The 11,754-nt window shown below is 43.9% G+C and carries 10 protein-coding genes; 6 read left to right on the top strand and 4 right to left on the bottom strand.

Annotation, left to right across the window (positions count from 1 at the left end):
• The first annotated feature begins 78 nt into the window (after positions 1-78).
• The 5 genes from hmpA (at position 79) to FTU72_RS03025 (ending at position 4,407) form a co-directional block, all read left to right on the top strand.
• Positions 79-1,287, top strand: a complete 1,209-nt coding sequence (gene hmpA / locus FTU72_RS03045; protein WP_004786935.1) for an NO-inducible flavohemoprotein — start codon at positions 79-81, stop codon at positions 1,285-1,287.
• 89 nt (positions 1,288-1,376) lie between these two features.
• Positions 1,377-1,817 carry an Rrf2 family transcriptional regulator gene (locus tag FTU72_RS03040; protein WP_179992770.1) on the top strand — a complete coding sequence of 147 codons (441 nt, stop codon included), beginning with the start codon at positions 1,377-1,379 and terminating at the stop codon, positions 1,815-1,817.
• Positions 1,818-1,910: 93 nt separating this feature from the next.
• Positions 1,911-2,828, top strand: coding sequence for a ribosome biogenesis GTP-binding protein YihA/YsxC (yihA, locus tag FTU72_RS03035; protein ID WP_166135543.1), 918 nt, complete (start codon positions 1,911-1,913; stop codon positions 2,826-2,828).
• A 102-nt stretch (positions 2,829-2,930) separates the two neighbouring features.
• Complete coding sequence (locus tag FTU72_RS03030; protein WP_180052388.1) at positions 2,931-3,875, top strand: metal-dependent hydrolase; 945 nt, start codon at positions 2,931-2,933, stop codon at positions 3,873-3,875.
• Between the two features lie 97 nt (positions 3,876-3,972).
• On the top strand, positions 3,973-4,407 hold the full coding sequence (locus tag FTU72_RS03025) for a VOC family protein (protein ID WP_179992769.1): 435 nt from the start codon (positions 3,973-3,975) through the stop codon (positions 4,405-4,407).
• Here the strand turns inward: FTU72_RS03025 and FTU72_RS03020 are convergent.
• Positions 4,404-5,642 carry a dicarboxylate/amino acid:cation symporter gene (locus FTU72_RS03020; RefSeq protein WP_180052431.1) on the bottom strand — a complete coding sequence of 413 codons (1,239 nt, stop codon included), beginning with the start codon at positions 5,640-5,642 and terminating at the stop codon, positions 4,404-4,406. The two genes, FTU72_RS03025 and FTU72_RS03020, sit on opposite strands and share 4 nt — an antisense overlap.
• A 143-nt stretch (positions 5,643-5,785) precedes the next feature.
• Complete coding sequence (locus tag FTU72_RS03015; RefSeq protein ID WP_166135531.1) at positions 5,786-6,658, bottom strand: acyl-CoA thioesterase II; 873 nt, start codon at positions 6,656-6,658, stop codon at positions 5,786-5,788.
• A gap of 282 nt (positions 6,659-6,940) precedes the next feature.
• On the opposite strand from FTU72_RS03015, the gene plsB reads away from it, so the two are divergent.
• Positions 6,941-9,508 carry a glycerol-3-phosphate 1-O-acyltransferase PlsB gene (plsB, locus tag FTU72_RS03010; protein ID WP_180052389.1) on the top strand — a complete coding sequence of 856 codons (2,568 nt, stop codon included), beginning with the start codon at positions 6,941-6,943 and terminating at the stop codon, positions 9,506-9,508.
• 127 nt (positions 9,509-9,635) lie between these two features.
• Here the strand turns inward: plsB and FTU72_RS03005 are convergent, their stop codons facing one another.
• Together FTU72_RS03005 and FTU72_RS03000 are read right to left on the bottom strand one after the other, a co-directional pair.
• Complete coding sequence (locus FTU72_RS03005) at positions 9,636-10,622, bottom strand: IS110 family transposase (protein ID WP_180025759.1); 987 nt, start codon at positions 10,620-10,622, stop codon at positions 9,636-9,638.
• A 303-nt stretch (positions 10,623-10,925) separates the two neighbouring features.
• Positions 10,926-11,738, bottom strand: coding sequence for an NAD-dependent epimerase/dehydratase family protein (locus FTU72_RS03000; RefSeq protein ID WP_180052390.1), 813 nt, complete (start codon positions 11,736-11,738; stop codon positions 10,926-10,928).
• Between the last annotated feature and the right edge of the window lie 16 nt (positions 11,739-11,754).

Genomic DNA, 11,754 nt, shown 5'->3' with positions numbered 1-11,754 from the left:
CTTTTACTATATTGTAAAAGCATTTTATAAGATGTATTCTAAATACATCTTATAAATAACAGCCATGAGAGATCAGCTATGACTCCACAGCAAATTGACCTTGTAAAAGCCACTGTTCCTGTACTTCGTGAAAATGGGGTTGCCCTGACCGGTTATTTCTATAACCGCATGCTAGGCAATAATCCTGATTTGAAAGAAACCTTTAACATGGGACATCAACGCAGTGGAGCTCAAGCACAAGCCTTGGCAGGTGCGGTTCTGGCTTATGCTGAAAATATCGAAGATCCATCTGTGCTGTTACCCGTGGTTGAGCTGATCGCACATAAACACGTGAGCTTAAACATTAAGGCACCGGATTACGGTATTGTTGGGGAAAACCTGTTGCATTCGATCAGTGAAGTATTGAACATTTCGATGGATGATCCATTGATTGATGCTTGGGCTGCAGCGTACGGTCAACTGGCGGATCTGTTCATTGCAACTGAAAAAGCGATTTACGACCAGCATGAACAGACTAAAGGCAGCTGGTTAGGCTGGCGCAACTTCAAGATTGCCAAGAAAGTCGTGGAAAGTGACGAAATCACTTCTTTCTACCTGGCTCCAGTCGACGGCGGTCCATTACCGAAATATGAAGCTGGCCAATATATCTCTGTACGTGTGTTTGTACCTGAGTTAAATCTGAGACAACCACGCCAATATACCCTGTCGACTTGCCCACAAGCAGACTACCTGCGTATCTCGGTGAAACGTGAAGACCAGAAAGGCGACATGGTTCCAGGTTGGGTATCGAATACTTTACATAGCCTGCCAGAAGGTTCAGAAATTGAAGTCTCTGCACCGACAGGTAACTTCTACCTGATTGATCCGAATAAACGTAATGTGTTCATCAGTGGCGGTGTAGGTCTAACTCCAATGGTAGCCATGCTGAACCAGCTGGTGACTCTGGATATGCCGCAGCCTGTGACTTTCATCCATGCCTGCCGTAGCAAACAGGTTCATGCGATGAAACAGCATATTCATGACTTGAAAGCCAAATATCCACGTTTAAGCACAATGACTGCTTATGAATTTCCGCACCCAAGCGATAAACTGGGTGAGGATTATGATGTTGCCGGTCGACTGGACTTAAGCACTGTAGATAGCGCATTATTACCAGCCAATGCAGACTACTATCTCTGTGGCCCAATGCCATTTATGGCTGAACAGCAAAAGGCACTTGTCGCTCGCGGAATTCCTGCTGAGAACATTCATAGCGAAGCCTTTGGCACAGGTGGTGTACGCCACTAACTGCTTCTTCAGCTTAAAATAAAAACAGAGGGTTAGTCTGGTATGCTAGACTAACCCTAATTTTTTTCATCAAAAACATCAGTATTATCATGCAACTGAATAAATTTACTGACTATGCGCTGCGCATACTGATGTATGTTGCGCAACCCCGTGATCTGCCTTATACAATTGCCGAGTTGGCGGAGCGCTTACAGATTTCACAGAACCATGCCATGAAAATCGTCTACTTTATGGCGAAACAGGACTGGCTCATTACCTCTCGCGGTAAAGGCGGTGGAATCCGTCTTAATCCGGCTGCCTTGAAAGTTCAGCTAGGACAGATTGTGCATATTCTGCAACGTGATAACCAGATTGTGGAATGTAATGATCCACCTTGTGTATTACGTACCAATTGCGGATTAAAAGGCATTCTGGATCAGGCTGTGGAGCAGTTCTATACCAGTCTGGATCAATATATTCTGGGTGATGTCGTTGAACCGACCAAGGAACATTTTAGTATCCAGTCGCCGATTAGTCTGATCAATCTCTAATACCCTTATTCTATTGGGCAATTCTAAAGTTCGCTTGCCCGCCCGACTTCCTTTATAATAGCTTCTTGTATAATTAGTCATTGAAGTTGAGCCATGCATCACAGCAGAGGAAAGTCGAAAAACAGTAAGGCATCAAATGCCCCAAAGCAAAAGATCAGCTATGAAAAAAAGGTCGATCCAGCCATTACTGAATATTCGGTACAAGCCCTCAACTGGTTACGCAAAGCTGAGTTCCTGATGAGTGCACCCAAGCTCAGCTTGTGTGTAGAAGATACCGGTTATGAGGTGGCTTTTGCTGGCCGTTCCAATGCGGGTAAATCGAGTGCCATCAATGCCCTGACCAATCAGAAACAGTTGGCCCGTGCGTCCAAAAAACCAGGCCGTACCCAGATGATCAACTTCTTTAGCCTTGGCAATCCGGATCAGCGTCTGGTCGATTTACCGGGTTATGGCTATGCAGCGGTCCCAGAAGCCATGAAAATTGTCTGGCAGAAAGAACTGGAAAACTATCTGATTCACCGCAAGAGCCTGCAAGGTCTGGTGTTGCTGATGGATATCCGTCATCCGCTACAACACTTTGATGTGATGATGCTGGAATGGGCGTATTCACGTAAATTATTCGTACATGTGCTGCTGACCAAAGCCGACAAGCTGAACCGTGGCCCTGCTTCGAAAGCGCTACAAGAAGTGAAAGCCAAACTGAAAAAGATGAAGCTGGATTTCTCGATTCAACTGTTTTCTTCTCTAAACAAGCAAGGTCTGGAAGAACTGGCCAGTGTGATGGGCGGCCGTTTGAACTTCACTTTGAATCAAGCACCTGAATTTGATCTGGACAGCATTCCTGAAGCTTCAATGCATGATTTAAATGAAGCTGATGAACCAATTGAATTATTAGAAGATGAAGATGAGACCAACAGCGCTCATGAAGTCACTGCCAGTGAACTGAATGATCTGGATGCACCTGTGGAAGCCGATCCAACAAAGATTGTCGAACAGGATCCACAAAAATAAGCCGAATGTGTTTCATCGGATAAAAGAATGTCCCGTATTGCCTGCTGCAATTCGGGATATTTTTTTCATACTGTCTTGATCAAGCAGTGATGGATTCACACCATGTCTTTACTTTCGCGCTTCAAAACAACAAGAATTGGCTCTTCCATTTCCTATTTTATCCAGCCTCGCAAAGTCAGCTTTGAATGGCAAGATACTCCGGTCGACTGGATTCCTGATCAGCCCTTTGCCAGTTACTTCGTCAATGAAATTAACAATATTCTTCCTGCAGGTGAACTCTGGTTCTGCCGTTTATATAACAAAGTCCTCCCCCAGATCACTGACGAAAAATTAAAGCATGATGTACAGGCATTTATCCGTCAGGAAGCCATACATGCGCAAGCGCATAATTCGGCCAATAAAGAATATTTATCTGAACGTCAGATTGATATCCAGCGCAATCTGGACATCATGCATTTCCTATTTAACAAGCTGCTCGCCGATCAGCCATTCGGTCTCAAAATCCCTAAAATCCTAGAACACCAATGGGATCTGTTTCGTCTCGGTATCATTGCGACGATAGAACACATGACCTGTGTCCTGGGTAAATACGCACTCTACAATACTGAATGGGAACGTCTGGGTGCTGATCCGAATATGCTGGATCTGGTGAAATGGCATGGTGCTGAAGAAATTGAACATCGTAGTGTGGCTTTTGATTTATATCGTCACCTAGGTGGCGGCTATATTGCCCGTTATTATCTAAGTGTGGTGGTCATTATTGGTGTAATTGGCCTTTGGGTGGATGGTGCTGCACATCTGTTATCGCAGGATTCACGTTTCAAGCAGTATAAGCCAGCCGTATATAAACCCTGGATCTGGAAAGAATGGTTGCGTATTTCCCAGTCAGATAACCGCCTTCTGCCTAACCCGCTGTGGTTAGTATCCCAACAGCTCGGTTATTTAATGCCTTGGTATGATCCGGTGCATGAAGGCAGTACCGATGATGCGCTGCATTATCTCAACCATTCACAGGCAGCCAAACGCGCTACTCTCAAAGTCGCTTAAGCTTGCCTGTTATTACAATTTCTAACAGCAGGGATCGCTTCCCTGCTTTTTATTTGTCCTAAGATAGAAATATAACAATCATAATCAGGAGGGACTTATGCAAGCACGGATTTCTGTGATTACCCTCGGTGTGCTCGATCTGGAAGCTTCACTACGCTTTTACCGTGATGGACTGGGTTTTCCCAGTGAAGGAATTATGGGTGAAGAGTTTGAATATGGCGCGGTGGCTTTTATTCAATTACAACCTGGTCTTAAGCTTGCCTTATGGCCACAGCGTAGTATCCAGCAAGATACCGGTCTGGAGCCAAGCCCAATCTGTCCGACGCAAATGACTCTGGGGCATAATGTCTATAGTCCCTTAGAAGTCGACCAGGCAATGGCACAGGCTGAACGTGCCGGCGCTAAAATTATTAAACCTGCACACACGACTTTTTATGGCGGATATGCAGGTTATTTTCAGGATCCCAATGGTCATCTCTGGGAAATTGTCTGGAATCCGGACTTAGATAAAGCTGAATTAGACAAAGATTAAACCGGCACTTCAGGCTCGCGGGTATGTCGATCTACCACCACACTAATCATCATATCGCCCTGCACGTTTACTACTGTACGTACGGTATCCAGCAGACGGTCAATCGGAAGTAGAATCGCAATCGCTTCAGCAGGTAAACCCACTGATTGCAGTACCATGATCATGGTGACCATGCCGGCGCTTGGAATGCCCGGTGCACCTAATGACGCAATCATTGCCGTGGCACAAACCACCAGCTGCTGACCTAAGGTTAAATCCAGCCCCATCAGATTGGCAATAAACAAAGCTGCTGCAGCTTCATAAAGTGCCGTTCCATCCATATTCAGCTGCGTGCCAAGAGGAATCACAAAACCGGCTGTTTGCGGACGTACGCCCAGGTTCTCCTGCGCGCATTTTAAAGAAATCGGCATGGTTGCCGAACTGGAGCTGGTGGCAAAGGCAGTAATTAATGCACTACGGGTGCCTTTAAAAAAGGTCAGCGGATTCATTTTTCCGAAGATCCATAGCAATAACGGCAACACCACTATTCCGTGGAAAATTGTAGTGCCTGTCACCACTGCCGCAAACTCGGCCAGACGGCTCAGCACTGAAATATCTTCAGTGGCAATTAACTTGGCGAGTAATGCAAAAATCCCAATCGGTGCCAGTTTCATGATCCAGCCAATCATCAACATCATGATGTCAAAAAACTGGTGACTCAGCTTACGCACAGTACGGAAGCTGTCTCCACCTGCGACCAGCGCCACACCGATAAACAGAGCAAAAATCACAACGGCCAAAACATTGCCATCAGCAAAGGCCTTAAAGGGATTGATCAGGGTATTCTGAATAAAATTAGTAAAGAAAGACGACGGCGTTAAAGTATCAAGCGTTTGATGCTGAGCCATGGCATCCTGAAACATCACCACATCTACGCCTCTCCCCACATTAAACAGATGTGCACAAGTGAGGCCAAGAATCAATGCCAATGAGGTCGTAGTTACGCAGCACAACAGGGTGATTTTCCAGGTTCGACTCAGCTGTCCCCCCGCCTGCAGATTAGAGACTCCAACCACGATTGAGGTAAAAATCAGGGGAATCAAAATCATTTTCAGCAGGCCAATAAAAAGACTGCTGGCAATTCCAATCCCGTACAGGCCGATATCAAAAAATGTGCTTTGCGGAAATAAAGTCAGTAAAAATCCAAACAGTACCCCCAATACGGCGGCAATTAAAATCTGCGTATTTAAGCTCATTTCACATGCATTTTTAATATTGATCTTAAGGGCACTATGCCATGCAAGTGCTGGAGAATCGAGTAATTTTTTATAAAGAGCCATGCTTAAAAATGTATAAAGCCGGATCTGGGATCCGGCTTTATTTAAATTAAAAGTATGCTTTACTGGGTTTCAATTTCACGTAAACGGATCAGGCCTTCTTGTGTGGTACTGCAGACCAGCTCACCATTTTGCCACATGCGGCCAAAGTTCAGACCACGTGAACTGGCACTTTGAGTAGCATCCATGTCGTATAACATCCATTCATCTACCCGGAATGGTTTATGGAAATACATGGCATGATCAATACTGGCACATTGCAAGCTTGGAGACAGATAACTTAAACCATGCGGACGCAGCGCTGTGGTCATTAGGGTAAAGTCCGAATAGAAAGCAGCAATCGCCTGATGCAGGGAAATTTCATCCACTTCTGTAGCGATCTTTCCATGAGTACGGATATAGTGCGCATAATTTGGCGCTTCCGGTTGCGGCTGGAATGGATTCACTGGCATTACAGGGCGAATTTCGACATGACGGTCACGCATGAAAGACGCACGCACATTTTCCGGAATAAATTCAATAATCTGCCGGGTGAGCTCTGCTTCATTTTTCAGGCTTTCTGCTGGTGGATACTCAGGTTCTGAAATCTGATAGTTCAGACCTTCTTCCTGATGCGCAAAGGAAACCATACACATGAAGATAGTACGGCCATGCTGAATGGCACGAACCTGACGGCTGACAAAGCTTTTTCCATCACGGATACGATCCACTTCATAAATGATCGGTGCATTGACATCGCCACCAAACAGGAAATAGGCATGCAATGAATGTGCAGGACGATCTGTGGTATAAGACGCAGCACGCAGGGCCTGTCCCAGAACCTGCCCACCAAATACGCGCTTGCCTACCAGATTACGGCTAATTCCCCGGAAAATATTTTCTTCTAACTTTTCTAAACTGAGCAGCTCGACCAGTTCCTGTGTTAAGGCATTCATAAGCAACCTGTGTGATATTGGCAAGATCCAGAAGTGTAGAAATAAATCTATACAATTTATTCTGAATATTCTGCCATAAAATCCAAGCAATCTTCTAAAGATTGATTGACTGTTCTGTCAATTGCTCTTGCAACTTACTAGGAAAAACATCTGCTTTCGCGCTAAAATTGAACCACTTCGATTGAATTTGTCAGAAAATGACATATTGTTTGTTTTTATAATCAATCAAAATAAATTCCCTCAGAAATTCTGTAGTTTTGGTCAGTAAAATTAGGAGTAACTATGTCCAAGAGTGGCTTTGGTCAAATGTATCGCAAGCTTTCAAGTAAGCTACTTGATCTTGTGGTCACCCCGCATGTTCTTGGGGAAGTACCAAGTGAAGTGACAGCTCCTACTGCTGACCAGACTCCGGCAGCGCAGCAGAAAATCGTCTGCTATATTTTGCAGAATCATTCACGCAGTAATGCATTGGTAGTCGATGCGGAAACTCGCCGTTTAAACATGCCGCCTGCGCTCGACCCTCTACAGATTGGTGACAGCAAGGAAAAGGCTTCGGTTCTGTTCCTGCAGCATCATGATGAGAATAATCTGCTTAGCTCACCACCACATGCTTTTCCTCCACGCCTGTTACGCCTGATTGAAGTCCTAGAAAAAAATCCCGAACTGGATGTGGAACTGGTACCGGTGACTGTACTTTGGGGTCGTGATCCTGAAAAAGAAGATTCTTGGTTCAAGCTTTTATTTACCGATACCTGGTCTACGCCAAGCCGGGTCAAACAGCTGGTCAATATCGGTCTGCATGGTCGCCAGTCTTATCTGGAGTTTCATGAGCCACAATCTTTGCGCACCCTCATGGAATTTGCCAAAGAAACTTATCCAAATTCAGCGCCAGCGACCTATATTGTCAGCCGTCTGAATGACTATTTGGATGCACAGCGTGAAGTGATCCTCGGCCCTGACCTGTCAGACCGCCGTAATGTGATGCATGGCCTGATTAAATCTCCGGATGTACAGGCGGCTATTCGTAATGAAAGCATCCGCAGCAAAATCAGTATGCTGGAAGCAGAACGTCGTGCGATTGGCTATCTGAATGAAATTGTATCGGACTACTCTCACTCTACCGTACGTTTCGCCGATAAAGCCCTGACCCGTTTATGGACCCAGCTCTATGACGGCGTGGAAGTACATAATTTCAGTACCGTGCGTGAACTGGCCAAAGATTATGAAATTGTCTATACGCCATGTCACCGCAGTCATATCGACTATTTATTATTGTCTTATGTGATTTATCGTCGTGGTCTGATGGTGCCTTATATTGCGGCAGGCGATAACCTGAACATGCCATTTGTGGGTCAGATCTTACGGGGTGGTGGTGCTTTCTTTATCCGTCGTACCTTCCGCGGTAATGCACTCTATACCACCGTATTTAAAGAATATCTGTATAGCGTGTTGTCACGTAATACTCCACTGGAATACTTTATCGAAGGTGGCCGTTCACGTACTGGTCGTCTGCTGCCACCAAAAACCGGCATGCTGGCGATGACCGTACATGGTCATTTACGTGGCAAAGCTAAGCCAATTGTCTTTGTTCCGACTTATATCGGCTATGAACGCCTGATGGAAGGTGGTACTTATATCGGTGAGATGAATGGCAAGCCGAAAGAAGCAGAATCTATTTTTGGCATCCTGAAAACCTTGCGCAAAATTGAACGTATTTTTGGCAAGGTCCATCTGAACTTCGGTGAACCGGTATTTCTGGATGACATCCTGAAACAGCATGGTGCAGAACATATCAAAATTGAAAAGAATGATGATCCGATTCCGCAGCCAGTATCCGACGCAGTCAACAGTTCTGCCCAAGCCATTCTGGAAAATATCAACCGTGCAGTCGTGGTGAATCCGGTTTCACTGCTGTCACTTATTTTATTGGCAACACCGAAACATACGCTGGACGAAGAAATCTGTATCAAGCAGCTGGATACCTACCGTAATCTGCTGGTGGCTTTACCTTATGATGAGCGTATGCAAATTACCTCACTTTCAGGTAAAGAGATTATTGCCTATGCAATGAAGCTCAAGCTGATTAAACGGGTGAAACACGTTCTGGGCGATATCATTGCCATTGAAGATAATCAGGCCGTATTGCTGACTTATTTCCGTAATAACATCGTGCATAGCTTTGTATTGCCGTCCCTGATTGCGGCACTGGTAGAACACAATGGCATGATTCGCCGTGAAGATGCGATCAACGCTAGCAGTACACTCTATCCATTCCTGAAAGCTGAGCTATTCCTGAAATGGAAAGAAGACGAAATTCAGCAACATGTTGATGCTTATATCGATGCTTTACTTGCAACCAATCTGATCAGTGCAGATGGTGAAAACCTGGTAGCGCCAGCACCGAATACTGAAGCGCATCACCAGCTTGAAGTTCTGGCTGCTCCAGTGACCCAAAGTCTGGAACGCTATTACATGACACTGGCTTTGATCACCCAGCGTGGCCCAGGCAATATTTCAACCCGTCAGGTGGAAGAGCTGAGTCATCTGGTGGGGCAACGTCTTTCTGTACTGTATGAATTCAACTCGCCAGAATTCTTTGACAAGGCCTTGTTCCAAAGCTTTATCAAAGTTCTGACGCAAAAAGGCTATATTTGTACCAACGAAGACAATGCCATTGTCTATGATGAGCAGCTGACCAATGTTGCGCAGTATGCAGATCTGGTACTGGATGAAGTGAAGCTGCAAATGCTGCATCACATCACCTCCTTTACCGATGAAGAGTTGAAAGAAGCACTAGATGCGGTTGCGGCTGAACAAGCCAAGAAACGTGCGAAACGCAAGAAAAAGTAAAGTTTACTTAAAGAAAAAGAGAGGTTTTGGCCTCTCTTTTTTTGCTTGAGAATTAATAAAAATGATAAATATTCCCTCTCCTTTTAGGAGATGAGATACCGTCTTGGTAGTCAATCAGGTTTTGAGATTATTCGACCACTAAATAATCTCTTTGATAGGCAGTCTGATGTTTTAAAACGCCATAACACAGATGTATAAGCTTGCGCATTGCAGCACCTAAAGCACACATTTTATTTTTACCCTGGTTTAATAATCGTTGATATAAAGCTTCAATGTGTGGATTATATTTAATCGCTGTTAATGCCGACATATACAATACTGAGCGTATTTTACTGTCACCTGCTTTTGATAAGTGACTTTGCTTGTTGACTGAACTGCCAGACAACTGATGTACTGGAACCAAACCTACATATGCAGCAGCTTGACTTGCTTTTTCAAACTTGTGCGAATGAAATAACCCCAACAGTAATAAGCCTGATCGTTCACCGATTGAAGGAATAGTTTGCAGTAATTTCAAATCCTGTTTCAATGTTGGATCTTGATCTATGTGATTATTTATTAACTTATCAATATGTTCAAGTTGCTGATTTAAATACTCAATATTCTCTTCAAGTAATTTAATCACAACAACGGAGGTATGAGTGGACTGCGCCTTTTCAAGTCGATTCTTTTCCTGCAATAGACTACCTAGATAGACATCTCGTCTGCCTAGTAAAGCTTTTAATAATCTGACATTTTCAGGTTCAGGCTGCCATATGATTAACTTTGCGGTGTAACCATAACGTGAAAGAGCTTCACTATCAGCTTTATCCGTTTTATTTAGCATGGACATGCCTTTGGCAAAGGCTCTTACTCGTGAAGGATTAGCCACACAAACCTTTACACCTGCATCATATAGATAATATCCCAAATTCTCGTGATAAACCGAAGTCGCTTCCATGATTGCTGTCACTTGATCAGGTTCAATTTTAAGAGTGATGAGCCATTTGAGCAGACTGCCAAAGCCACTTTCTGTATTAGTAAATATTTTATTTTTTCTTTTTCCAGTCAAACCTTGAGGGAAAATGCAACAATCTATTTTGGTTTTACTGACATCAATACCTAGCATAATCATGGTGATATTCCTTGAGTTTAAGCTATGATTTTTATCCCATTAACCATCATCTTACCTTGTGAATACAGCATCAAAGTGCTTAGTTACCGTTCAGAGTTGTATGAGGGATAAGGGCAAATTGTAGGTTTTATCTCAGGTTCAAATTTAAGATTTTAGCAGCACTCCAAACTCTACAATTTGCGTATAGTGGTAGCTAATCACTATATCAATCAAGATACAAGCAGCACTGCTGCGCAAGGGAGAGGTGATTTTAAAAAAACCCTCCTCCTAACCTCCTCCCAGAGGGAGGAGGAACTTCCAAATTTATAAATCAGTCTTATTCATCAACTCTAAATAATCCTGAAAACAATCCTGATGCTCTAACTCAAAGCCTATCTTTTCCATTCTTGTGGCATACAGCTTTTTACCCGCCACCCTGTCACTTTCCACTTTCAATATAAATAAACCCATCTGCTGCTGAAACCATTGCAAGACTTCATGCAAAAGTTGTGGCTGATTATTAGTCAAAATATATGAAGAATCAGGATGTTCCACGTGAATCATATGAGCTAGAAAACGTGATAAGTCTTCAATATGAATACGATTCGACCAGTGCAGATTTGGATAACTGATCATTGAGGTTGCCATTTTCTGCATACGTGCCACAGAAGTCCCATAAATCCCACTTGGGCGGATAATGGTACATTGATCAGGATAAGCCGCGAGATACGCCTGTTCGATGTGATGCAGAATTTCACCTTGAGCATCATTCGGATGAATTTCAGTTTCATCATCCACGCTTTCACCTGCATTCTGTCCATAAACCCGGGTTGATGAAACCACCACAATTCTTTTTACCGGATGGGATTTCAAGGCAGTGACGATTGGCTGAACCGAATCCAGATAAATGTGCTGATAGGCTTCGACACCACTCTGTTTGGGACTGAGTAACACATAGACCCAATCAATCGAAGCGACTGCACTTAAATCTAGAGTATGCACATCCTGAATCAGATGAGTTGCGAATGAATCTGTTTTGGGACTTTGGCTAATTGTGCTAATTTGATGACCTTGCTCAAATAATTGTTTAGCTACCCGCTCGGATGTTTTACCATAACCAATAAATAAAATATGCATTCGACACCGAATCACA

The sequence above is a fragment of the Acinetobacter sp. YH12137 genome (assembly GCF_013418535.1).
Lineage (GTDB): Bacteria > Pseudomonadota > Gammaproteobacteria > Pseudomonadales > Moraxellaceae > Acinetobacter.
The sequence above is the reverse complement of the archived record's forward strand: the minus strand, read 5'-3'. Positions and strand labels throughout refer to the sequence as shown.

What these genes read in the sequence shown, in the direction of transcription:
- hmpA (WP_004786935.1), top strand. Translation starts at nt 79, where the DNA reads ATGACTCCACAGCAAATTGACCTTGTAAAAGCCACTGTTCCTGTACTT.
- FTU72_RS03040 (WP_179992770.1), top strand. Translation starts at nt 1,377, where the DNA reads ATGCAACTGAATAAATTTACTGACTATGCGCTGCGCATACTGATGTAT.
- yihA (WP_166135543.1), top strand. Translation starts at nt 1,911, where the DNA reads ATGCATCACAGCAGAGGAAAGTCGAAAAACAGTAAGGCATCAAATGCC.
- FTU72_RS03030 (WP_180052388.1), top strand. Translation starts at nt 2,931, where the DNA reads ATGTCTTTACTTTCGCGCTTCAAAACAACAAGAATTGGCTCTTCCATT.
- FTU72_RS03025 (WP_179992769.1), top strand. Translation starts at nt 3,973, where the DNA reads ATGCAAGCACGGATTTCTGTGATTACCCTCGGTGTGCTCGATCTGGAA.
- FTU72_RS03020 (WP_180052431.1), bottom strand. Translation starts at nt 5,642, where the DNA reads ATGAGCTTAAATACGCAGATTTTAATTGCCGCCGTATTGGGGGTACTG.
- FTU72_RS03015 (WP_166135531.1), bottom strand. Translation starts at nt 6,658, where the DNA reads ATGAATGCCTTAACACAGGAACTGGTCGAGCTGCTCAGTTTAGAAAAG.
- plsB (WP_180052389.1), top strand. Translation starts at nt 6,941, where the DNA reads ATGTCCAAGAGTGGCTTTGGTCAAATGTATCGCAAGCTTTCAAGTAAG.
- FTU72_RS03005 (WP_180025759.1), bottom strand. Translation starts at nt 10,622, where the DNA reads ATGATTATGCTAGGTATTGATGTCAGTAAAACCAAAATAGATTGTTGC.
- FTU72_RS03000 (WP_180052390.1), bottom strand. Translation starts at nt 11,738, where the DNA reads ATGCATATTTTATTTATTGGTTATGGTAAAACATCCGAGCGGGTAGCT.